The sequence below is a fragment of the Pseudomonas alloputida genome, assembly GCF_021283545.2.
GTDB lineage: Bacteria > Pseudomonadota > Gammaproteobacteria > Pseudomonadales > Pseudomonadaceae > Aquipseudomonas > Aquipseudomonas alloputida.
Genome location: NZ_CP128540.1, coordinates 4,151,231 through 4,173,610 on the forward strand (window position 1 = coordinate 4,151,231; position 22,380 = coordinate 4,173,610).

Annotated in this window: 18 protein-coding genes; 4 read left to right on the top strand and 14 right to left on the bottom strand. The window is 62.8% G+C overall.

Annotated features, from left to right (window positions below; translation table 11 throughout):
* Window positions 1–97: 97 nt before the first annotated feature.
* Window positions 98–1,987, bottom strand: coding sequence for a propionyl-CoA synthetase (locus tag LU682_RS19225; protein WP_010953311.1), 1,890 nt, complete (start codon window positions 1,985–1,987; stop codon window positions 98–100).
* 180 nt (window positions 1,988–2,167) lie between these two features.
* On the opposite strand from LU682_RS19225, the gene LU682_RS19230 reads away from it, so the two are divergent.
* The gene (locus LU682_RS19230; RefSeq protein WP_010953310.1) at window positions 2,168–3,034 is read left to right on the top strand and encodes a LysR family transcriptional regulator; all 867 of its coding nucleotides are present in this window, start codon (window positions 2,168–2,170) and stop codon (window positions 3,032–3,034) included.
* On the opposite strand, the gene LU682_RS19235 is transcribed toward LU682_RS19230, so the two are convergent.
* The 5 genes from LU682_RS19235 to LU682_RS19255 form a co-directional block, all read right to left on the bottom strand.
* The gene (locus LU682_RS19235; protein WP_010953309.1) at window positions 3,008–4,162 is read right to left on the bottom strand and encodes an HPP family protein; all 1,155 of its coding nucleotides are present in this window, start codon (window positions 4,160–4,162) and stop codon (window positions 3,008–3,010) included. The two genes, LU682_RS19230 and LU682_RS19235, sit on opposite strands and share 27 nt — an antisense overlap.
* Before the next feature lie 280 nt (window positions 4,163–4,442).
* Window positions 4,443–5,762, bottom strand: coding sequence for an ATP-binding protein (locus LU682_RS19240; protein WP_010953308.1), 1,320 nt, complete (start codon window positions 5,760–5,762; stop codon window positions 4,443–4,445).
* Entirely contained in the window at window positions 5,759–6,427 is a 669-nt protein-coding gene (locus tag LU682_RS19245) for a response regulator transcription factor (RefSeq protein WP_010953307.1), read from the bottom strand. The genes LU682_RS19240 and LU682_RS19245 overlap by 4 nt, the downstream gene beginning before the upstream one ends.
* On the bottom strand, window positions 6,428–6,742 hold the full coding sequence (locus LU682_RS19250; protein ID WP_003250344.1) for a PepSY domain-containing protein: 315 nt from the start codon (window positions 6,740–6,742) through the stop codon (window positions 6,428–6,430).
* On the bottom strand, window positions 6,742–7,050 hold the full coding sequence (locus tag LU682_RS19255; RefSeq protein WP_010953306.1) for a PepSY domain-containing protein: 309 nt from the start codon (window positions 7,048–7,050) through the stop codon (window positions 6,742–6,744). The genes LU682_RS19250 and LU682_RS19255 overlap by 1 nt, the downstream gene beginning before the upstream one ends.
* A gap of 237 nt (window positions 7,051–7,287) precedes the next feature.
* Here LU682_RS19255 and LU682_RS19260 point away from each other — a divergent pair, with 237 nt between their 5' ends.
* Window positions 7,288–8,367 carry a patatin-like phospholipase domain-containing protein gene (locus LU682_RS19260; protein ID WP_004573881.1) on the top strand — a complete coding sequence of 360 codons (1,080 nt, stop codon included), beginning with the start codon at window positions 7,288–7,290 and terminating at the stop codon, window positions 8,365–8,367.
* A gap of 305 nt (window positions 8,368–8,672) precedes the next feature.
* Here the strand turns inward: LU682_RS19260 and LU682_RS19265 are convergent, their stop codons facing one another.
* The gene (locus tag LU682_RS19265; protein ID WP_010953305.1) at window positions 8,673–9,404 is read right to left on the bottom strand and encodes a zeta toxin family protein; all 732 of its coding nucleotides are present in this window, start codon (window positions 9,402–9,404) and stop codon (window positions 8,673–8,675) included.
* A gap of 445 nt (window positions 9,405–9,849) precedes the next feature.
* Between LU682_RS19265 and queD the strand changes: the two genes are divergently transcribed.
* Complete coding sequence (gene queD, locus LU682_RS19270; protein ID WP_003250327.1) at window positions 9,850–10,206, top strand: 6-carboxytetrahydropterin synthase QueD; 357 nt, start codon at window positions 9,850–9,852, stop codon at window positions 10,204–10,206.
* A 10-nt stretch (window positions 10,207–10,216) separates the two neighbouring features.
* Here queD and LU682_RS19275 read toward each other — a convergent pair whose 3' ends face one another.
* Window positions 10,217–10,699 (bottom strand): DUF1289 domain-containing protein, encoded by a 483-nt coding sequence (locus LU682_RS19275; protein ID WP_162490568.1) that lies wholly within the window; start codon window positions 10,697–10,699, stop codon window positions 10,217–10,219.
* A 405-nt stretch (window positions 10,700–11,104) separates the two neighbouring features.
* Here LU682_RS19275 and acnB point away from each other — a divergent pair, with 405 nt between their 5' ends.
* Window positions 11,105–13,714 (top strand): bifunctional aconitate hydratase 2/2-methylisocitrate dehydratase, encoded by a 2,610-nt coding sequence (acnB, locus tag LU682_RS19280; RefSeq protein WP_010953302.1) that lies wholly within the window; start codon window positions 11,105–11,107, stop codon window positions 13,712–13,714.
* A gap of 74 nt (window positions 13,715–13,788) precedes the next feature.
* Here the strand turns inward: acnB and prpD are convergent, their stop codons facing one another.
* The 6 genes from prpD to LU682_RS19310 form a co-directional block, all read right to left on the bottom strand.
* Window positions 13,789–15,273 carry a 2-methylcitrate dehydratase gene (prpD, locus tag LU682_RS19285; protein ID WP_010953301.1) on the bottom strand — a complete coding sequence of 495 codons (1,485 nt, stop codon included), beginning with the start codon at window positions 15,271–15,273 and terminating at the stop codon, window positions 13,789–13,791.
* A gap of 166 nt (window positions 15,274–15,439) precedes the next feature.
* On the bottom strand, window positions 15,440–16,630 hold the full coding sequence (gene prpF, locus LU682_RS19290; protein ID WP_010953300.1) for a 2-methylaconitate cis-trans isomerase PrpF: 1,191 nt from the start codon (window positions 16,628–16,630) through the stop codon (window positions 15,440–15,442).
* Between the two features lie 65 nt (window positions 16,631–16,695).
* Entirely contained in the window at window positions 16,696–19,284 is a 2,589-nt protein-coding gene (gene acnD / locus LU682_RS19295) for a Fe/S-dependent 2-methylisocitrate dehydratase AcnD (RefSeq protein WP_010953299.1), read from the bottom strand.
* Window positions 19,285–19,446: 162 nt separating this feature from the next.
* Window positions 19,447–20,574 carry a bifunctional 2-methylcitrate synthase/citrate synthase gene (prpC, locus tag LU682_RS19300; protein WP_003250313.1) on the bottom strand — a complete coding sequence of 376 codons (1,128 nt, stop codon included), beginning with the start codon at window positions 20,572–20,574 and terminating at the stop codon, window positions 19,447–19,449.
* Between the two features lie 60 nt (window positions 20,575–20,634).
* Window positions 20,635–21,525: a methylisocitrate lyase gene (prpB, locus tag LU682_RS19305; RefSeq protein ID WP_010953298.1), complete on the bottom strand. Its 891-nt coding sequence runs from the start codon at window positions 21,523–21,525 to the stop codon at window positions 20,635–20,637.
* Window positions 21,522–22,238, bottom strand: a complete 717-nt coding sequence (locus LU682_RS19310) for a GntR family transcriptional regulator (protein ID WP_003250308.1) — start codon at window positions 22,236–22,238, stop codon at window positions 21,522–21,524. Before LU682_RS19310 ends, prpB begins: the two co-directional genes overlap by 4 nt.
* Window positions 22,239–22,380 lie beyond the last annotated feature (142 nt).

Here is a 22,380-nt window from a genome sequence, read left to right on the forward strand (position 1 = left end):
GATGGCCCTTTCGCGGGTAAACCCGCTCCTACACGACGGCCTCTGCCGAACCACCGATGCGCGTGCCGCCCGCGAAAGGGCCATCGAGGTCAAACCATCAACCCGCCCTGGGCAAATCTGCCAGCACCGCTTCGATCTCCCCCAGCACTGCCGGGTCATCCAGGGTCGACGGCGGCACATAATCCTGCCCATCGGCAATCTTGCGCAGCACCGCCCGCAGAATCTTGCCGGAACGGGTCTTGGGCAGGCGCTTCACCAGCCGTACCCGGTTGAAACAGGCCAGCGGGCCAATTTCCTCGCGCACGCTGCCCACCAGCTCCACCAGCAACTGCGCCTCGGCAATGCCCTCGCCATCCTTGAGTACCACCAGCGCCAACGGTACCTGGCCCTTGATCTCGTCATGCACACCGATCACAGCACACTCCGCTACCGCCGGGTGGCGGGCGACCAGGTCTTCCATTTCACCGGTGGACAAACGATGACCGGAAACGTTGATCACATCATCGGTGCGCCCCATGATGTAGACGAAACCATCATCGTCCAGATAGCCGCCATCGCCCGTGTGGTAGTACCCCGGATACGTGCGCAGGTAGGCCTGCAGGTAGCGCTCGTGATCCCCCCACAGCGTCTGACTGCAACCGGGTGGCAATGGCAGGGCAATCACGATCGAACCCTGATGGTTGGCCCCGAGCAAGTGGCCTTCGTCATCCAGTACGCGAACGTTGTAACCCGGCACCGCCCGGTTGCTCGATCCTGGCTTCGCCGCACTGCCCTCCAGCCCGACGCAAGGCGCGGTGACCGGCCAGCCGGTCTCGGTCTGCCACCAGTGGTCGTGCACCGGCTTGCCACTCACCCGTTCCAGCCATTCATGGGTGCTGGAATCCAGCTTTTCCCCCGCCAGGAACAGTTGCCGCAGCGAGCTGAGGTCATGTTTGCGAATCAGGTCGCCCTCCGGGTCCTCCTTGCGGATGGCGCGCATGGCCGTAGGTGCACAGAACAGCGCGTTGACCCGGTACTGCTCCACCACCCGCCAATAGGCCGAAGCATCCGGGGTGCGGATTGGCTTGCCTTCGTAGAACACCGTGGTACAGCCGCTCATCAACGGCCCGTAGACGATCAGTGAGTGGCCGACCACCCAACCGACGTCGGAAATGCCCCACCACACATCACCGGCCTGCATGCCATAGATATGGCGCATGGCGTAACACAGCGCCACGGCATTGCCGCCGTTTTCCCGGACGATACCCTTGGGCTTACCGGTGGTGCCTGAGGTATACATGATGTACAGCGGGTCGCCGGCATCCAGCTCGACGGGGGCCACCGGCTCGGCGTCGGCCAAGGCCGCCTGCCAGTCCAGGTCGCGGCCAGGCAGCAGTTCAGCGTGTGCCTGTGGCCGCTGCAGCACCAGCACATTGCGCGGCTGGTGCCGGGCCAGTTGCAGGGCACGGTCAACCAGCGGTTTGTATGCAATGACCCGGTCGAACTCCAGCCCGCACGATGCCGTCAGCAACAAGGTGGGCCGGGCGTCATCGATGCGCAGGGCCAACTCGTTGGCGGCAAAGCCACCGAACACGACCGAATGCACCGCGCCGATCCGCGCGCAGGCCAGCATCGCCATGGCCGCTTGCGGCACCATGGGCATGTAGATGATCACGCCATCGCCCTTGTTCACCCCCAGCTGGCGCAGCAAACCGGCCAGGCGTGCCACCTCGTCGCGCAATTGGTTGTAGGTGTAGGTCTGCTGCACGCCGGTCACTGGCGAATCGTAGATCAGCGCCAACTGCTCGCCGCGGCCCTGCTCGATCTGGTGGTCGAGGGCCAGGTAACAGCTGTTCAGGCGGCCATCCGCGAACCAGCGGTGGGTACCGTCGGCGTTATCTTGCAGGGTCAGGGCAGGCTTGCGGTGCCAGGCCAGGTGTGCGGCCTGTTCCGCCCAGAAAGCGGCAGGGTCGGAAATGGAATGGGCGTAGCTGTGCTGGTAGCTCATGTCGTTAGAAACCCGGTACTTGTTGTTATTGAAGGGCGAAACTTGAGTATGGACCGCTATACCCACGCCGCCATGGGACTAAAGTCACAACCGACCTGCAAATTTGCAGACAACGCAATTACGCCCCATAACGGTGCAAAGCCTCTAGAATAGGCCTCCCCTTCAACCACCGAGCAGCCCATGGACATCGAGCAGGCCCGTACCTTCCTGGAAATTGTGCGTTGCGGCAGCCTGGTCGCCGCGGCCGAGCGCCTGTTCGTGTCACAAACCGCGATCACCGCGCGCGTGCAGCGCCTGGAACAGCAACTGGGTTGCCAGCTGTTCGTGCGTAGCCGCAGCGGCGCCAGCCTGACCAGCGATGGCGAAGCGTTCGTCAGTTATGCCAACCAGTTGGTGCAAACCTGGGAAGCCGCGCGCCGCGACCTGCCGTTGCCTGAAGGTTGCCAGCAGGTGCTGCATGTGGGCGGCGAGGTGAGCCTGGGCAACCCGATGATGCTCGACTGGGTAAGTGCCCTGCACCGTGAACTGCCCAGCCATGCCATCCGCAGCGAGGTCAGCGACGGAGAATCGCTGCTGCGCAAGGTCGAGATGGGCTTGCTGGACGCCGCGCTGGTCTACCAGCCGACCTACGGTCCAGGCCTGCAGGTGGAGCAGTTGATGGAAGAGAAGCTGATTCGCGTGCGCCGGGTCGAGCGGCCCGAGCCGTACATCTACATCGACTGGGGCGAGGCCTTCCGCCGCCAGCATGATGCCGCCCTGCCCGACTGCGCGCGCCCGGCGCTTAGTTTCAACCTTGGCCCGTTGGCCCTGCAGTTCATACTCGACCAAGGTGGCAGTGGCTACTTCCGCACGCGGGTGGTGCAGGCCTATCTGGACAGCGGCGTGTTCGAGCGGGTACCGCAGGCACCGGAGTTCACCTACCCGACCTTCCTGGTGTACCCACGCAAACGCGACAGCGAAGCCCTGCAACAGGCCTTCGCGATCCTGCGCCGGCTGGTAGCTGCCGGCGCCAGCGACTGGTCACAACGCTGGGACCCGGTTATCTGAAGCCTCGATCTTGCTGAGCAACTGACGCTTGAGGCCGGCGATCAGGTCGGTCTGGGTGATCACCCCCACCAGCTTGTCGCCATCAAGCACCGGCAAGCAGTGCAGGCCTTGTTCGCACAACAAGGGCAGCAGGCGTTCCAACGGGTGCTGGCTGCTGACACTGACAACCCGCCTGCTCATCACTTGTGCCATGCGCACCGCCTGGCGGCCGAACAGACCGCGCCAGCTGAAACGCCCACGCTGCATCGCCGGGCCAACCAGGTCGCTGAGGCTGACGATGCCCACAAGCTTGCCGTGCTGCAGGACAGGCAGGGTTTTCAGGTGATGGCTGGCGAGCATTTTCCAGGCTTGCTCCAGTGTGGTATCAGGCGTGGCGAACTGCACATCGCGGGACATCACCGAGGCCGCGGTGATACCACCAAGGCTGCGCTGCAGGGCGTGCTGCTCAGTGGCGAGGATGATGCGCTCCAGCTCGTCACGGCTGACGTCGACGAACTCGCCCAGCTCTTCCAGGGCCAGGTCCAGGTCTTCACTGCGGATGCCGACCCGCTCGCCGGGCAGTGGGTCATGGGTGTGGTGCAGGTCTTTGCGTGGCAGCGCGCCTTTCGGGTAGCGCACCCCCGTCAAACGGTTGTAGGCGATTGCCACTGTCACCAGGATCAACGCATTGAGCAGCACCGGCTCCAGCAGGTGATCGCCCAGAGCGGTCAACCCCGGGTCGGCCAGCACCGCGCTCACTGCCACACCGCCACCCGGCGGGTGCAGGCAGCGCAACAGGCACATGACCAGGATCGAGATGCCGAGCGCCGCAGCAGCCACCCACAGCTCGGGGCCGAAGCCTTCGCGCATGGCCAGCCCCACTGCACCCGCCAGGGCGTAGCTGCCCAACACCGGCCAAGGTTGGGCCAAGGGGCCGGAATGCACCGCAAACACCAGTACCGCCGAAGCAGCCAGCGGGCCGAGCAAGTGCAGGGCGATGCTGGGACCATAGGCCAGGCTGGTCAGCCAGCCCGCGAGGAACAGGCCAAGCAGCGCACCGATACCGGCACGCAACCATTCTTTCGGGGGGATGTTGAGGGAGGCCGGCAACAGCCGCTGCAGACGACTTTCGGAACGCGAGGCAGACATTTGGGCAATCGGGATCTTTGGTTTTTCTGTTTAAAAAGAAAGCCCAGCCGAGTTGGCCTGGGCCTCGTATTGCGCATGCAATACCACAAGGGGCTCCGTCCGTGGAGAGATGGAAACCGCAGGGTTTCGTGGGGGGATTTTGCCGGGAGGGGGGAATTTGGGCTAATTCAAAAAACTGCGGCTGTACTGCAATTTTTTTGCAGTACTGATAGGGCCAAAGGGTATTGCGTATCCGTGGGAGCGGCCTTGTGTCACGATGGGCCGCACAGCGGCCCCGGCATCAACGAGCCTTGCGCGGCAGGTCGATACTCACCCGCAACCCGCCCAGCGGGCTCTCCAGCAAGGCCAGTCGCCCGCCCCATGCGTCGACGATATCGCGCACGATGCCCAACCCCAGCCCATGCCCAGCCACCTGCTCGTCCAGCCGTGAACCTCGCTCCAGCACCTGCTGCCGCTGGTCTTGCGCAATACCCGGGCCATCGTCATCGACCCACAGCCGGTAGCCCTCGGCGTTCGACGCGATACCCACGCGCACCTCGCTGTCAGCCCACTTGCAGGCGTTGTCCAGCAGATTACCCAACAGTTCCAGAACGTCCTCGCGGTCCCATGGCAACAACAGCCCGGGCGACACATCACTTGCCAGCAGCAGGCCCTCGCCATGAATCATGCCCAAGGTCCCGAGCAACCCCGGCAGTTCGGCATCACAATCGAACTGCGCACCCGGCAGCGCATCCCCTGCCAGACGTGCACGGTTCAGCTCGCGCGCCAGGCGCTCCTGAATCTGCTGCAACTGCTCACGCATTTGCGCGCGCACCTCCGGCAGACCCTGCAGGCGGTCACTGGAAGCCAGGCTCAGCAACACCGCCAGCGGCGTCTTCAGCGCATGGCCGAGGTTACCGAGGGCATTGCGTGAGCGGCGCAGGCTGTCTTCGGTATGGCTAAGCAAGTGGTTGATCTGCCCCACCAGCGGTACCAACTCGCTGGGCACCTCGGCATCCAGCTGCGAGCGCTGCCCCTGCTGCAGCTGGGCGATCTGCTGGCGCGCCCGCTCCAGCGGCCGCAGCGAGCGGGTAACCGTGATGCGCTGCAGCACCAGAATCAGGATCAGCGCCACCAGGCCCATGCCCAGGCCGATCTGCTGCAAGCGTCGGAAACCTTCGCGCACCGGTGAATAGTCCTGAGCAACACTGATCGAGATGTCCTGGCCCAGGCGCCGGTAGTCGGCACGCAGGGCCAGCAGTTGCTGGCCTTCCGGGCCGAGTTCATGGCTATCGGAAAGCCCGGGCGCTGCGGGCTTGGGCATGTCCAGGTCCCACAGCGAACGAGACCTCCAGGTACCCTGGTCGAAATCGATGCGGAAGTAGTAACCGGAAAACGGCCGCTGATAGGCAGCCGAGATGCGCCGCTCATCCAACTGCAGGCCGGAGGGCCCGCGCACCAATGCCACCAGAAGGTTCTCGCTTTCGTTGCGCAGGCCGTTTTCCAGATAACGTTGCAGGCCGGCCTCGAACAGCCACAAGGTCAGTTGCGCCAGCACCACGCCGACCACCACCAGTACCGCCACCAGGCCCAGGCTCAGGCGCGCCTGGATCGACTTCACTCGCCGCTCCCGGCATAGATGTAGCCTTGCCCGCGACGGGTTTCGATCACGCTGCGGCCCAGCTTGCGGCGCAAATGGTTGACATGGACCTCCAGCACGTTCGAGTCGCGCTCGGTTTCACCGTCGTAGAGGTGCTCGGCCAGGTGGCTTTTGGACAGGATCTGCTGCGGGTGCAGCATGAAGTAGCGCAGCAGGCGGAACTCGGCGGCGGTCAGTTGCACATCCACCCCATCGCGGCTCACGCACTGACGGCTTTCGTCAAGGTGCAGGCCGGCCGCTTCCAGCTTCGGCTGATTGGCCAGGCCCCGGGCGCGGCGCAGCAACGCCTGGATGCGCAGTTGCAGCTCTTCGGGGTGGAAGGGTTTGCTCAGGTAATCGTCAGCCCCGGCCTTCAGCCCTTCGATGCGCTCGGCCCAGGAGCCGCGGGCGGTGAGGATCAATACCGGTGTGGCCAGGCCAGCGGCACGCCACTGGGCCAGCACATCCAGGCCGGGCAAGCCAGGCAGGCCGAGGTCCAGGATGATCAGGTCGTAAGGCTCGCTTTGCCCCTGGTAAACCGCGTCACGGCCATCAGCCAGCCAGTCCACGGCATAGCCCTGGCGCTGCAGGCCGGCGGTCAGTTCATCGGCCAACGGTACGTTGTCCTCGACAAGCAACAGGCGCATTCAGTCATCTTCCTCGTCTTTGAGCAGGGCGCCGGTGCTGGCATCGAGCTTGATCTCGCGCACCACACCTTCAGTCGTCAGCAACTCGACTTCATATTCGTAGCGATCATCGTCTTCTTCCAGCTCGGCTTCCAGCAGACGCGCCCCGGGATGACGCCCCAGGGCGGTCTCGAGCAGTTGCTCGAGCGGCAGGATGATGCCCTTCTGACGGAGCTTCAGGGCTTCATCCTGGTCCAGGTCGCGGGCAACAGCCAGGGAGCAGACGGCAAGCAGCGAGAGCGCCAGGTAACGTGCCGTCCGGGATACATGGATCATCAGCTGTCTCGTTCGTCCTTGAGCACCTCACCGGTCTTGGCATCCATGTCGACGTCCCATTCGACGTTCTGCGTATCACGCAGCTCGACCTTGTAGATGTAGCGGCCGTACTCGTCTTCAAGTTCCGAGTCAGTGACGGTGGCGCCTGGGTGCTTGGCCACGGCAGCGGCCTTGAGCTCGTCCAGCGACTTGATGGTCTTGGCGTTGACCAGTTTGACCACTTCGTCAGGCTGAACGTCCTTGGCGAAGGCGGCATTGGCACCCAGGGCGAGGGCAGCGGCGGTGATCAGGGCAGTCATGGTTTTCATCGTTCTTCTCTCCTGAGAACTGTGCAAGTTGTCTACGGGGTTAAGATTAACCAGCAGTCCTTAATTCAACCTGAAAACAGCTGGCGGCATGATAGCGCAGTTACGCCGCCAACCCGACTCGGCCCAGTGCAAGGTGCGGCCTTGTGCTGCGAAAGGGCCAATACAGCCACCTACAGGTGTGTTATCTGTAATGGCCCCTCGCAGCACAAGGCTGCTCCTATGCCCAAGAGACCCGCCATGAGCGCCATCCACATCAAATACCCCGCCCTCACCTTCAAGGCCGGCCAGCGTGCCTTGCGACACATCCGCGAGCGTGGCCTGCAGGCGGCCGATGTCGGGGTATTGCCGGGCGCGGCGGGTGGGCCAAAGCCGCTGGGCATCCAGGGCCTGGACCTGGCGCTGTTCGGCGAGTGGCTACCCTCGGCACCCCGTCAGCGTGCCCTGATCGGCGCATCGATCGGTGCCTGGCGCTTCGCCAGCGCCTGCCTCGACGACCCGGTCGCCGGCATCCGTCGCCTGGGCGAGTTATACACCGAGCAGGATTTCGCCAAGGGCGTCACCCCGGCCGAAATCAGCCGCAGCTGCCAACGCATGCTCGATGACCTGCTGGAGGGCCGCGACGGCCAGCTGCTGGCCAACCCGCACTACCGCCTGAACATCCTGGTGGTGAAAAGCCATGGCCAGCTCGCTCACGACCATCGCGGCCGCCTGGGACTGGGCCTGGGCTCGGTGGTTGCCAGTAACCTTTTGGGCCGTTCGCGCCTGGCCCGTCACTTCGAGCGCATCATTCTGCACGATGGGCGCGCCGCGCCTCCGCTCGACACGCTGACCGACTTCCCCTCACGCTACCTGCCGCTGGACTTGACCAACCTGCGCCACGCCCTGCTCGCTTCCGGGTCGATACCGATGGTCATGCAGGGCGTGAAAGACATCCCCGGTGCCGGCGCCGGCACCTACCGCGACGGCGGCCTGCTCGACTATCACCTCGACCTGCCCTATCGCGGCGACGACCTGGTGCTGTACCCGCACTTCACCGACAAGGTGGTACCCGGCTGGTTCGACAAGGCCCTGCCCTGGCGCAAGGGCGATGCCACCCGCCTGCAAAACGTGCTGCTGATGACGCCTTCGCCGCAATACCTGGCCGCCCTGCCCTACGGCAAACTGCCCGACCGCAACGACTTCAAGCGCTTCATGGGCGATGCGCCAGGGCGCAAGCGCTATTGGTACAAAGCCATTGCTGAAAGCCAGCGCCTGGGGGATGAACTTCTGGAACTGACCGCCACCGGGCGGCTGCATGAACGCCTGCAAGCCTTGTAGCGTCATGTCACAAGCCTATCGTTGATTGAAAAGCTTGCAGCACGGCAGACCGCGCAGATGCAAAAAGCCCAGCAAGGGGCTGGGCTTGGGATTACTAGGCGGAGTGAACGCTCACATTTTGCACTTGGCCATACTGAATTCCCCAGACTTTGCTGAGCGAATCACATCCTTCTGCTCGTCGATGGCAGCCGTTGCAGCCATTCGATACACAGATCGTCTCTCCTCCACGGACCCGTGGCGGAAAAACTCAGACATAGTCGATGCCTCGTGGGGCTTAGTCGACACGCCTGCTACCTTTTCGCCTTTCATTGGGACTCTCCGTTCAAAACACGCTCAAGCTCATGGTGATCATAGGGCTGGTTGACAAATGCGTCAATTTCGTCAGCTGAAAGGTCGATACCGATGTCACTGTTGCTGCCATCGTTATCCTTGATGATCACATCTACCTGCAGCCTGCCATCAAATTCACGTTTTAGTGCACATACCGACACCTTGGCCGCGTAAAACTGTCTTACAAATTCCGAGCACGGGATGTTCCTTCCGTCCTTCTTCTCTCTCGCCAGAACAAACTCCCAAGCCAGCTCAGGTCGCTGGTACACGTAGATAACCTGGGCCGACCTGTTCACTTTTTCAAGCGCGCGAGCGATGTTTCTTCTTCCGACATCAAGGTTGGCGAGGGTGCCATCCAAGAGAAAAGACTGCCGCTGCTTGTACACCAGATCCAGGGTTCTCTCCACAAACGTGGTTACCCCACGCTGGAAAAGGCTGGAATTTTTCCCGTTGTAGTCGGGAAAATACTCCCTGAAATCGTCAGGATCGATACGTAGCGCACTAGATCCTGTGGACTGCATGTAACCGATAAAAGCTCTTGAAACCTCGGTTTTCCCAGCGCCAGGAGATCCTGCCATAAAAACTGACACCGGGTATTCATCCGCCGGATAGGTTTCAATGCAAGTCAGTTCACGAGCGATGCGTGTACGATTCTCTTTTGCGAACTGCAGAGCGCGGCTAGAAATTTCCTGTTCTTCTTGGGTCATTTCTCGGTCCTTTTGACGATCAGGAAATGTACCACTGCAGCATTATTCTCCGCACCCAGGAGAGGCGGGACGAGCAGACGAATCGAATCTGTACCCGCAGCTATCACCGCCAAGGTCTCGTTCTTCATGGCACGCAAGTCCAGCCTGCAGCTGTACCTGGCCGGCAGTGAACCGCTCAAGGCCTGACCGGCCATATAAGAGAAGCCCATGCGACATGCAGAACACCTCGACCGCTTCCTGCGCCTCGACATGTTGCTGCACTTGACGAGGATAGACCGGGACACCGCCTATCGCGGAATCCGTGAGGGCGCGTTTACAAAACAGGTTAAGATACGCGCAATTCGGCTGCCTGGCGCCAGCGACGACCAATCAGTACATTGAGCAGTCCACTGAAACTCCAGTTTCTGCCCAAGCCCTTATCCCACCAGCTTATACAGGTCCACCAGTGGAAATTTTCAAGGAATTCACATTCGAATCGGCCCACCGCCTGCCCCACGTCCCTGAAGGGCACAAATGCGGCCGTTTGCATGGCCACTCGTTCAAGGTCGGCCTGCACCTGACCGGCCCGCTCGACCCGCACACGGGCTGGATCCGCGACTTCGCCGAGGTCAAGGCGATCTTCAAGCCGATCTATGATCAGCTGGACCACAACTACCTGAACGACATCCCCGGGCTGGAAAACCCCACCAGCGAAGTGATCGCCAAGTGGATCTGGGACCAGGTCAAGCCGCTGATGCCGGAGCTGTCCAAGGTTCGCATCCACGAAACCTGCACCAGCGGTTGCGAATACACCGGCGACTGATTCGCCCGGCTCACTGGCCCTGCGCGCTGCCCATGGCATCGCGCAGGAAGCTGGGGGCGATATAGCGCTGGTAGTGCGCCTCTGAAAGCAGGAAGAACTCGCGATCGATCGCATCGCGCAATTGGGGCAGTTCCCAGTCACGGAACTCCGGCAGCAACACCATGCCATAGGCCTCCAGGTCACGGATCATCCGCGCCCCGCGGGCAATCAGCTGGTAAGCCCAGCAATACGCCGACTGCTGCTCGACAAAGCGGATGGAGCGCTGCTCCAGTTGCTGGCGCAGCAGGCCTTTGTCGAACACCTCAAGCTTGGCCATCATCACCTGCACCAGCAGTTGCTCAAGGCGCAACCACACGGCGCGCTTCTGCGTGTCGTCGTAGCCGTTCCAGTTGATCACTTCGTGGTGAAAACGCTTGCAGCCACGGCACACCGTGTCTCCGTACACCGTGGAGCACAGGCCGACGCAAGGGGTTTTGATGGACTTGTTGGACATGAAAAACAACAGCTTGGCGATGGAACACAGGCCCATGTTAGCCCTTTGTCTAACCAGGGTCACTCGTTAAAGTCATGAACACCGCCTTACCTTCAGGCTTTTTTTACCGTAGAATCACCCGGCCTTTTCAAAGGCAACAATGTCCGTTGGAAGCTGTTTTCAAAGCGTCACGAGCACAGTTGATCCGGTAGAACGGCGTTGGCCCGGGCCATGCATCCCTCGCATGCCCGCGCCAGCCCTCATCAGTCCCCGTTCTGCAGGCGTAAAACTTTGAAAGCAGCTTCTGTAAGGATTCCTTGCGACCCTGGTTGGGCGGCCCACAAAGCCGCGGCAGCGCATGGGTGCATTGAATGCTGGATAAGCGTCCCGGACCCCCTTTAGGGACCACTGATGAGGGAAATAACTGTGCTTGAAGCCTACCGCAAACACATCGAAGAGCGTGCCGCCCTGGGTATCGTTCCCCAGCCGCTGAACGCCGAACAAACTGCAGGCCTGGTCGAGCTGCTGAAAAACCCGCCGGCCGGCGAAGAAGCCTTCCTCGTAGACCTGATCACCAACCGCGTACCGCCAGGGGTCGACGAAGCTGCCTACGTCAAGGCCGCTTTCCTCTCCGCCGTCGCCAAGGGCGAAGCCAAGTCGCCACTGATCGACCGCAAGCACGCCACCGAACTGCTGGGCACCATGCAGGGCGGCTACAACATCGAAACGCTGGTCGCACTGCTGGATGACGCCGAACTGGGCGCCATCGCGGCCGAACAGCTCAAGCACACCCTACTGATGTTCGATGCCTTCCACGACGTGGCCGAAAAAGCCAAGGCCGGCAACACGCACGCCAAGGCCGTCCTGGAATCCTGGGCTGCCGGCGAGTGGTTCACCTCGCGCCCGGCCATCGCCGACAAGTACACCCTGACCGTGTTCAAGGTGCCTGGCGAAACCAACACCGACGACCTGTCGCCTGCCCCGGACGCCTGGTCGCGCCCTGACATTCCGCTGCACGCCCTGGCCATGCTGAAAATGGCCCGCGACGGCATCGAGCCGCAGCAGCCTGGTTCGGTCGGCCCGCTGGCCCAGATCGAAGCCGTCAAGGCCAAGGGCTTCCCGGTTGCCTATGTCGGCGACGTGGTCGGTACCGGTTCCTCGCGTAAATCCGCTACCAACTCGGTACTGTGGTTCTTCGGCGACGACATCCCTTACGTGCCGAACAAGCGCGCCGGTGGCTTCTGCTTCGGCACCAAGATCGCCCCGATCTTCTACAACACCATGGAAGACGCCGGCGCCCTGCCGATCGAATTCGACTGCACCAACCTGGGCATGGGCGACGTCATCGACGTTTACCCATACAAAGGTGAAGTACGCCGTCACGACAGCGACGAACTGGTCACCACCTTCGAGCTGAAAACCGAAGTGCTGCTGGATGAAGTCCGCGCTGGCGGCCGTATCCCGCTGATCGTCGGCCGCGGCCTGACCGAAAAAGCCCGTGCCGAGCTGGGCCTGGGTGCTTCCGACCTGTTCAAGAAACCAGAGCAGCCTGCCGATTCCGGCAAGGGCTTCACCCTGGCGCAGAAAATGGTCGGCCGTGCCTGTGGCCTGCCAGAAGGCCAGGGCGTGCGCCCAGGCGCCTACTGCGAGCCAAAAATGACCACCGTCGGCTCCCAGGACACCACTGGCCCGATGACGCGCGACGAACTGAAAGACCTGGCATGCCTGGGCTTCTCTGCTGACCTGGTCATGCAGTCGTTCTGCCACACCGCGGCCTATCCGAAGCCGATCGACGTCACCACCCACCACACCCTGCCAGACTTCATCCGCACCCGTGGCGGCGTGTCGCTGCGCCCGGGCGACGGCATCATCCACAGCTGGCTGAACCGCATGCTGATGCCTGACACCGTAGGTACCGGTGGCGACTCGCACACCCGCTTCCCGATCGGCATCTCGTTCCCGGCCGGTTCCGGCCTGGTGGCCTTCGCTGCCGCCACCGGCGTCATGCCACTGGACATGCCAGAATCGATCCTGGTGCGCTTCAAGGGCAAACTGCAGCCAGGCATCACCCTGCGTGACCTGGTGCATGCCATCCCTTACTACGCCATCCAGAAGGGCCTGCTGACCGTCGAGAAGAAAGGCAAGAAAAACGCCTTCTCCGGCCGCATCCTGGAAATCGAAGGCCTGGACGACCTGACCGTCGAGCAAGCCTTCGAGCTGTCCGATGCCTCGGCCGAGCGTTCCGCTGCCGGTTGCACCATCAAGCTGCCGGAAAAGGCCATCGCCGAGTACCTGCAGTCCAACATCACCCTGCTGCGCTGGATGATCGGCGAAGGCTACGGCGATGCCCGCACCCTGGAGCGCCGCGCCCAGGCCATGGAAGCCTGGCTGGCCAAGCCTGAGCTGCTGTCGGCCGACGCCGATGCCGAATACGCCGAAATCATCGAAATCGACCTGGCCGACGTCAAGGAGCCTGTGCTCTGCGCGCCGAACGACCCGGACGATGCCCGCCTGCTGTCCTCGGTACAAGGCGAGAAGATCGACGAAGTGTTCATCGGTTCGTGCATGACCAACATCGGTCACTTCCGCGCTGCCGGCAAGCTGCTGGAGAAGGTCAAGGGTGGCATTCCGACCCGTCTGTGGCTGGCTCCGCCAACCAAGATGGACGCTCACCAGCTGACCGAAGAAGGCTACTACGGCATCTACGGCAAGGCCGGTGCACGTATGGAAATGCCAGGCTGCTCGCTGTGCATGGGCAACCAGGCACGCGTGCAGACCGGTTCGACCGTGGTCTCCACCTCGACCCGTAACTTCCCGAACCGTCTGGGCGACGCGACCAACGTGTACCTGGCATCGGCCGAGCTGGCCGCTGTCGCTTCGATCATCGGCAAACTGCCGACCGTCGAAGAGTACATGCAGTACGCGAAAGACATCGACAGCATGGCTGCCGACGTTTACCGCTACCTGAGCTTCGACCAGATCGCCGAGTTCCGCGAAGCGGCAGCCAACGCCAAGATCCCGGTGGTTCAGGCGTAAGCTGAGTTACAGGTTGTAAACAAAGCCCCGGCAGCGATGCCGGGGCTTTGTTGTTTGGGCCTGTGCCGGCCGCTTCATATCACAAACAAGTCCACGAACCTGTGCACAGCCGTGCCTTCCAGCTTCTGCTGGTCCTTGCACAGTTCGAAAACCTGCTGACACCGCTGCCGGGCAAAGCGGGTCGCCAGGTTGGCCCTGAACTTGGCCTCCAGCAACGGTATCCCCTCCCCGCGCCGCCGACGATGCCCGATCGGGTACTCCACCACCACTTGCTCGGTGCTGCTGCCATCCTTGAAGAACACCTGCAGCGCGTTGGCGATCGAACGCTTGCCCGGCTCCAGGTACTCGCGACTGAAGCGCGGGTCTTCCACCACCTCCATCTTCTCGCGCAGGCGGTCGATACTGGGGTGGTTGGCATGGAAGGCGTCCTCATAATGCTCCGCCACCAGATGACCAAAGATCAGCGGCACGGCCACCATGTACTGCAGACAGTGGTCACGGTCGGCGGCATTGGCCAGTGGGCCGCTCTTGGAGATGATGCGGATCGCTGATTCCTGGGTGGTGATGACGATGCGGTCGACTTCATGCAGACGGTTACGCACAAGTGGATGCAGGGTTACTGCTGCCTCACAGGCGGTCTGCGCATGAAACTCGGCAGGGAAACTGACCTTGAACAGCACGTTCTCCATCACATAGCTGCCCAACGCCTGGGGCAGGCGCAGCTCGTACTGCCCAGCGGGCTTGAGCGCCAGGTCTTTGTTGGTATGGCTGAACGAAACATCGTAGAACCCCCACTGCGACGCCGTGAGCACGCCCGGCACGCCCATTTCCCCACGCAAGGCGATGTCGGCCAGGCGCACACCTCGGCTGGAGGCGTCACCCGCAGCCCAGGACTTGCGCGAACCGGCGTTGGGCGCATGGCGATAGGTACGAAGGGCCTGGCCGTCGACGAAGGCGTGGGACAAGGCCGAGAGCATCTGCTCACGATTGGCCCCCATCAGCCTGGCGCACACGGCGGTCGAGGCGACCTTCACCAGAATCACGTGATCGAGGCCGACACGGTTGAAGGCGTTTTCCAGCGCCAGCACGCCCTGGATCTCATGCGCCATGACCATCGCCTCGAGCACATCACGCATCAGCAGTGGCTTTTCACCCGCGGCAACCCGTTTCTGTGACAGGTGGTCAGCCACTGCCAGGATGCCGCCAAGGTTGTCCGAGGGATGAGCCCATTCGGCGGCCAGCCAGGTGTCGTTGTAGTCCAGCCAGCGCACCGTGCAGCCAATGTCCCAGGCAGCCTTGACCGGGTCGAGGCGATAGGAGGTGCCGGGGACGCGAGCACCATTCGGGACCAGCGTGCCTTCCACCTGGGGGCCAAGGAGCTTGGTGCACTCAGGGAAGCGCAAGGCGAGAAGGCCGCAACCGAGGGTGTCCATCAGGCAGTTGCGCGCGGTGTCCAGGGCCTCGCGGGAATCGACCCGGTAGCCGAGGGCGTAATCGGCCAGGGTTTGTAGCACCCGGTCGTAATCCGGGCGATCGTTGAGGTCTACGTTGGCGCTCATATCCAGCTCCCTTCAGAATTGCCGGGGCTGCTGTGCAGCCCTTCGCGGGCTTGCCCGCTCCCACAGGGATATCACAGCATTCAAACCCTGTGATTACCTGTGGGAGCGGGCAAGCCCGCGAAGGGCCGCAAAGCGGCCCCTCTTGAAGCCGAGCGCCAGTGGTGCTTTAGAAGCTATCGCCAGGCACGCGAACCCAGCCCTCCATCAGCACGCGAGCACTACGGCTCATGATTGCCTTGGTTACCGTCCACTCACCATTCACCTGGCGTGCTTCGGCCCCGACCCGCAGGGTGCCCGAAGGATGACCGAAACGCACAGCGCTGCGCTCGCCTCCGCCAGCGGCGAGGTTGACCAGCGTGCCCGGAATGGCCGCCGCAGTGCCAATTGCCACCGCAGCCGTACCCATCATGGCATGGTGCAGCTTGCCCATCGACAAGGCCCGCACCAGCAGGTCGATCTCACCGGCCGGCACCGCCTTGCCACTGGAGGCAGTGTAGGTGCTCGGCGGCGCGACGAACGCCACTTTCGGCGTGTGCTGACGCCCGGCAGCCTGGTCGACGTTGTCGATAAGCCCCATGCGCACGGCGCCATAGGCGCGAATGGTCTCGAAGCGCAGCAGCGCCTGCGGATCGCCGTTGATGGCGTCCTGCAGTTCGGTACCGGTGTAGCCGATATCGGCAGCATTGACAAAAATGGTCGGGATACCGGCATTGATCAAGGTCGCCTTGAACGTACCGACCCCCGGCACTTCCAGGTCATCGACCAGATTGCCGGTGGGGAACATGGCACCGCCACCGCCGTCTTCATCGGCTGCAGGGTCAAGAAACTCCAGCTGCACCTCGGCCGCCGGGAAGGTGACCCCGTCCAGCTCGAAGTCGCCGGTTTCCTGCACTTCACCTTCAGTGATCGGGACGTGGGCGATGATGGTCTTGCCGATATTCGCCTGCCAGATACGCACGGTGGCGATACCGTTGCGCGGAACACGCGCCGGGTCGACCAGGCCACTGCTGATGGCAAACGAACCGACCGCAGCGGACAGGTTGCCGCAGTTGCCGCTCCAGTCGACGAAGGCCTTGTCGATGCTGACCTGGCCGAACAGGTAGTCGACATCGTGCTCGGGCTTGATGCTTTGCGACAGGATCACGGTCTTGCTGGTGCTCGACGTGGCGCCGCCCATGCCGTCGATCTGCTTGCCGTAAGGGTCGGGGCTGCCGATTACCCGCAGCAGCAGCGCATCGCGGGCGGGACCTGGAATTTGCGCCTGCTCGGGCAGGTCTTGCAGGCGGAAGAACACGCCTTTGCTGGTGCCGCCGCGGATGTAGGTGGCGGGGATTTTGATCTGGGGTACATGTGACATTTTCTTGGGCATCCTGATAGTCCGGTGAAATACCCTGGGGCCGCTTTGCGGCCCCCGATTCATGCTCAGGCGGTCGCTTCGAGGAAGTCCTGGGCAAAGCGCTGCAGCACCCCGCCCGCTTCGTAGATCGACACTTCCTCGGCGGTGTCCAGACGGCAGGTCACCGGTACTTCCAGGCACTCGCCATTGGCACGGGTAACCACCAGGGTCAGGGTCGCCCGTGGCGTACGCGCACCCAGCACGTCATAGGTTTCGCTGCCATCCAGGCCCAGGGTCTTGCGGTCGGTGCCCGGCTTGAACTCCAGCGGCAGCACGCCCATGCCTACCAGGTTGGTGCGGTGAATACGCTCGAAGCCTTCGGCCACGATCGCCTCGACACCGGCCAGACGCACGCCCTTGGCCGCCCAGTCACGGGACGAACCCTGGCCGTAGTCGGCACCGGCGACAATGATCAGCGGCTGCTTGCGCTGCATGTAGGTCTCGATCGCCTCCCACATGCGGGTAACCTTGCCTTCCGGCTCGATACGCGCCAGCGAGCCCTGTTTCACGCTGCCATCGTCATTGCGCACCATTTCGTTGAACAGCTTGGGGTTGGCGAAGGTGGCGCGCTGGGCCGTCAGGTGGTCACCCCGGTGAGTGGCGTAGGAGTTGAAGTCCTCTTCCGGCAGGCCCATTTTCGCCAGGTATTCACCGGCGGCGCTGTCGAGCATGATGGCGTTGGACGGCGACAGGTGGTCGGTGGTGATGTTGTCCGGCAGCACCGCCAGGGGACGCATGCCGCGCAGGGTGCGCTCGCCGGCCAGGGCGCCTTCCCAGTAGGGAGGGCGGCGGATGTAGGTGCTCATCGGGCGCCAATCATACAGCGGCGCAACTTTCGGCCCGCGGTCTTCCTCAATGGCGAACATCGGGATGTAGACCTTGCGGAACTGCTCCGGCTTGACCGCTGCACGCACCACCGCATCGATTTCTTCGTCGCTGGGCCAGATGTCCTTGAGGCGGATTTCCTTGCCATCGACCACGCCCAGCACATCCTTCTCGATGTCGAAACGAATGGTACCGGCAATGGCATACGCCACCACCAGCGGTGGCGAAGCCAGGAAGGCCTGCTTGGCGTACGGGTGGATACGCCCGTCGAAGTTGCGGTTACCCGACAACACGGCAGTGGCGTACAGGTCGCGGTCGATGATTTCTTGCTGGATCACCGGGTCCAGGGCGCCGGACATACCGTTGCAGGTGGTGCAGGCAAAGGCGACGATGCCAAAGCCAAGTTGCTCCAGCTCCTTCTCCAGCCCTGCTTCCTCCAGGTACAGCTGCACGGCCTTGGAGCCGGGAGCCAGCGACGACTTGACCCACGGCTTGCGGGTCAGGCCCAGCTTGTTGGCATTGCGCGCAATCAGGCCTGCGGCAATCACGTTGCGCGGGTTGCTGGTGTTGGTGCAACTGGTGATGGCAGCGATGATCACCGCGCCGTCCGGCATCTGCCCCGGCACCTCTTCCCAGCTGCCGGCGATGCCTTTGGCCGCCAGGTCGCTGGTGGCGACGCGGGCATGCGGGTTGGACGGGCCGGCCATGTTGCGTACCACGCTCGACAGGTCGAAGCTCAGGGTACGCTCGTAGACCGCGCCGCCCAGGCTGTCAGCCCACAGGCCGGTGGCCTTGGCGTAGGTTTCCACAAGCTTGACCTGCTGCTCTTCACGGCCGGTCAGGCGCAGGTAGTCGATGGTCTGCTGGTCGATGGCGAACATCGCCGCCGTGGCGCCGTATTCCGGGGCCATGTTGGAAATGGTGGCGCGGTCGCCCAAGGTCAGGGCGCGGGCACCCTCGCCATGGAACTCCAGGTAAGCGCCGACCACTTTCTGCTTGCGCAGGAATTCGGTCAAGGCCAGTACCAGGTCGGTGGCAGTGATGTTCGGGGCCAGCTTGCCAGTCAGCTCGACGCCGACGATTTCCGGCAGACGCATCCAGGAGGCGCGGCCGAGCATCACGTTTTCGGCTTCCAGGCCGCCTACGCCGATGGCGATCACACCCAGTGCATCGACATGCGGCGTGTGGCTGTCGGTGCCGACGCAGGTGTCCGGGTAGGCGACACCGCGGTCGCTGTGGACCACCGGTGACATCTTCTCCAGGTTGATCTGGTGCATGATGCCGTTGCCCGGCTGGATCACGTCGACGTTCTTGAACGCCTTCTTGGTCCAGTTGATGAAGTGGAAGCGGTCTTCGTTGCGGCGATCTTCGATGGCGCGGTTCTTTTCGAAGGCCTGCGGGTCGAAACCACCGCACTCGACGGCCAGCGAGTGGTCGACGATCAGTTGCACCGGCACCACCGGGTTGACCTGGGCCGGGTCGCCGCCTTTGTCGGCAATGGCGTCACGCAGGCCGGCAAGGTCGACCAGCGCAGTCTGGCCAAGGATGTCATGGCACACCACGCGGGCCGGGAACCACGGGAAGTCGAGGTCGCGCTTGCGTTCGATCAGCTGGCTCAGCGAGGCGTCGAGCGTAGCAGGGTCGCAGCGGCGCACCAGGTTCTCGGCGAGCACGCGGGACGTGTATGGCAAGCCGTCGTAGGCGCCGGGCTTGATCGCCTCGACCGCCGCGCGGGCGTCGAAGTAGTCCAGGTCGGTGCCTGGCAGGTGCTTGCGGTATGCAGTGTTCATCATGGAATCAGGCTCGGTCACAGGATTCGGAAGGTTTCACCGTACCTGTGGGAGCGGGCGTGCCCGCGAATGCGTCAGCAGGTGCACAGTGGTTACAAGGCCGGGTGCATTCGCGGGCACGCCCGCTCCCTCAAGGGAAACGGGTTGCCTCTCTATAGCTATTCAGCGCTGCTCGATCGGCACGAACTGGCGCTGTTCGACGCCGACATACTCGGCGCTCGGGCGGATGATGCGGTTGTTGGCGCGCTGCTCGAAGACGTGCGCCGCCCAGCCGGTCAGCCGCGAGCAGACGAAGATCGGGGTGAACAGCTTGGTCGGAATGCCCATGAAGTGGTACGCCGAGGCATGGTAGAAGTCGGCGTTGGGGAACAGGCGCTTCTGCTCCCACATGGTCTTGTCGATGGCTTCGGACACCGGGTACAGCACCTTGTCACCCACTTCGTCAGCCAGCTGCTTCGACCAGCCCTTGATCACCTCGTTGCGCGGGTCGGACTCTTTGTAGATGGCATGGCCAAAGCCCATGATCTTGTCTTTGCGCTCGAGCATGCGCAGCAGTTCGGCGGTGGCTTCCTGCGGGCTCTGGAAGCGTTCGATCAGTTCCATCGCAGCCTCGTTGGCACCGCCGTGCAGCGGGCCACGCAGCGAGCCGATGGCTGCGGTAACGCAGGAGTACAAGTCAGACAGGGTCGAGGCGCAGACGCGGGCAGTGAAGGTCGAGGCGTTGAATTCGTGTTCAGCGTAGAGAATCAGCGACACGTTCATGACCTTGACGTGCAGCTCGCTCGGCTTCTTGCCGTGCAGCAGGTGCAGGAAGTGGCCACCCAAGGTGTCTTCATCAGTGGTGCAGTCGATGCGTACGCCATGGTGGGTGAAGCGGTACCAGTAGCACATCACGGCCGGGAACAGCGCCAGCAGGCGGTCGGTCTTGTCGCGCTGGGCTTCGAAGGTCAGTTCTGGTTCGAGGGTGCCCAGTACCGAGCAACCGGTGCGCATGACGTCCATCGGGTGGGCATCGCGCGGGATGCGCTCAAGCACTTCCTTCAAGGCTTGCGGCAGGTCACGCAGGCCCTTGAGCTTGCGCTTGTAGTCGGCCAGTTCAGCCTGGGTTGGCAGCTCGCCGTACAGCAGCAGGTAGGCGACTTCTTCGAACTCGGCACCGGCGGCCAGGTCACGCACATCATAACCACGGTAGGTCAGCCCGGCACCGGCCTGGCCCACGGTCGACAGTGCAGTCTGGCCGGCCACCTGGCCACGCAGGCCTGCGCCACTGAGTACTTTTGCTTCGGCCATGGTGTTTCTCCTTTCTTGAATTTGTTATGGATGCTTTCTGGCTAATTCGGGCGCTAGCGCTTAGCCCTTCTTCTGGGCAAACAGTGCATCGAGGCTCTGCTCGAAGGCGTGATAACCAATGGCATCGTAAAGCTCCATGCGGGTCTGCATGGTGTCGATCACATTCTTTTGCGTGCCGTCACGGCGCAGCGCGGTATACACGTTCTCGGCTGCTTTGTTCATGGCGCGGAACGCCGACAGCGGGTACAGCACCAACGACACGTCGACCGAGGCCAGCTCTTCGGTTGTGTACAGCGGCGTGGCACCGAACTCGGTGATGTTGGCCAGGATCGGTGCCTTCACCCGATCAGCGAAAGTCTTGTACATCTGCAGTTCGGTGATGGCTTCCGGGAAGATCATGTCGGCGCCAGCTTCGACACACGCCTGGGCACGGTCCAGGGCGGCGTTCAGGCCTTCGACGGCCAGCGCATCGGTACGCGCCATGATCACGAAGCTGTCATCGCTGCGGGCGTCGACGGCAGCTTTGATACGGTCGACCATTTCCTGCTGGCTGACAATTTCCTTGTTGGGACGGTGGCCGCAACGCTTGGCGCCAACCTGGTCCTCGATATGGATGGCGGCAGCGCCGAACTTGCTCATCGAGCGCACGGTACGGGCAACGTTGAAAGCCGAAGCGCCGAAGCCGGTGTCGACATCCACCAGCAGCGGCAGGTCGCACACGTCGGTGATGCGACGCACGTCAGTGAGCACGTCGTCCAGGCCAGTGATGCCCAGGTCTGGCAGGCCCAGGGAGCCGGCGGCCACGCCGCCACCTGACAGGTAGATGGCCTTGAAGCCGGCGCGCTTGGCCAGCAGGGCATGGTTGGCGTTGATGGCGCCAACCACCTGCAGCGGATGCTCAGCGGCAACGGCGTCACGGAAACGCTGACCGGGGGTGCTCTTGACTGTCATTTCTCACCTCGTGTGCTGTTGTTGTGGGCGTCCAGGTAGTGACGCTCGATATTGCGCTTGGACGCGCCGATGTGGCGGCGCATCAGGAGTTCGGCCAGTTCGCCGTCACGGTCGGCGATGGCATCAAGAATGCGATGGTGTTCGGCAAAGGCCTGGCGTGGCCGGTTAGGCGTGGCAGAGAACTGGATACGGTACATGCGCACCAGCTGGTACAGCTCGCCGCAGAGCATCTTGACCAGGGTCTGGTTGCCGCTACCCTGAATAATCCGGTAATGGAAGTCGTAGTCGCCTTCCTGCTGGTAGTAGCCCAGGCCGGCCTGGAACGCGGCATCGCGCTCATGGGTGTCGAGCACCCGGCGCAGTTCGTCGATGTCGGCCTGGCTCATGCGTTCGGCGGCCAGGCGGCAGGCCATGCCTTCCAGCGACTCGCGGATTTCGTACAGCTCGATCAGCTCGGCGTGGTTGAGCGATACCACCCGCGCGCCCACATGCGGCACGCGCACCAGCAGGCGCTGGCCTTCAAGGCGGTGGATAGCCTCGCGTAGCGGCCCGCGGCTGATGCCATAGGTGCGCGCCAACTCCGGTTCGGAAATCTTGCTGCCGGGGGCGATATCACCCTTGACAATGGCCGCCTGGATGCGTCGGAAGACGTTTTCGGAGAGGGTTTCCGTTTCGTCTGTCAGCACCGGGCCGGGGGTGGAAAGGTCCTGCATATTGTCGACACCTTTTAAAACTCTTGGTCAGAAACTAGCGAAACAAGACCTGCAAGTCAAAGACAAAATGAACATTGTCGACAATCGTCTAATCGCGAACTATCACCACTTCAACGCTGTCAGATCGCGCACCGCTGGCGTC

Bases quoted from the DNA above. Each gene is read 5' to 3' on its own strand.
- LU682_RS19225 (WP_010953311.1), bottom strand. From the start codon at position 1,987: ATGAGCTACCAGCACAGCTACGCCCATTCCATTTCCGACCCTGCCGCT.
- LU682_RS19230 (WP_010953310.1), top strand. From the start codon at position 2,168: ATGGACATCGAGCAGGCCCGTACCTTCCTGGAAATTGTGCGTTGCGGC.
- LU682_RS19235 (WP_010953309.1), bottom strand. From the start codon at position 4,162: ATGTCTGCCTCGCGTTCCGAAAGTCGTCTGCAGCGGCTGTTGCCGGCC.
- LU682_RS19245 (WP_010953307.1), bottom strand. From the start codon at position 6,427: ATGCGCCTGTTGCTTGTCGAGGACAACGTACCGTTGGCCGATGAACTG.
- LU682_RS19250 (WP_003250344.1), bottom strand. From the start codon at position 6,742: ATGATCCATGTATCCCGGACGGCACGTTACCTGGCGCTCTCGCTGCTT.
- LU682_RS19255 (WP_010953306.1), bottom strand. From the start codon at position 7,050: ATGAAAACCATGACTGCCCTGATCACCGCCGCTGCCCTCGCCCTGGGT.
- LU682_RS19260 (WP_004573881.1), top strand. From the start codon at position 7,288: ATGAGCGCCATCCACATCAAATACCCCGCCCTCACCTTCAAGGCCGGC.
- LU682_RS19265 (WP_010953305.1), bottom strand. From the start codon at position 9,404: ATGACCCAAGAAGAACAGGAAATTTCTAGCCGCGCTCTGCAGTTCGCA.
- LU682_RS19275 (WP_162490568.1), bottom strand. From the start codon at position 10,699: ATGTCCAACAAGTCCATCAAAACCCCTTGCGTCGGCCTGTGCTCCACG.
- prpD (WP_010953301.1), bottom strand. From the start codon at position 15,273: ATGAGCGCCAACGTAGACCTCAACGATCGCCCGGATTACGACCGGGTG.
- prpF (WP_010953300.1), bottom strand. From the start codon at position 16,630: ATGTCACATGTACCCCAGATCAAAATCCCCGCCACCTACATCCGCGGC.
- acnD (WP_010953299.1), bottom strand. From the start codon at position 19,284: ATGAACACTGCATACCGCAAGCACCTGCCAGGCACCGACCTGGACTAC.
- prpC (WP_003250313.1), bottom strand. From the start codon at position 20,574: ATGGCCGAAGCAAAAGTACTCAGTGGCGCAGGCCTGCGTGGCCAGGTG.
- prpB (WP_010953298.1), bottom strand. From the start codon at position 21,525: ATGACAGTCAAGAGCACCCCCGGTCAGCGTTTCCGTGACGCCGTTGCC.
- LU682_RS19310 (WP_003250308.1), bottom strand. From the start codon at position 22,238: ATGCAGGACCTTTCCACCCCCGGCCCGGTGCTGACAGACGAAACGGAA.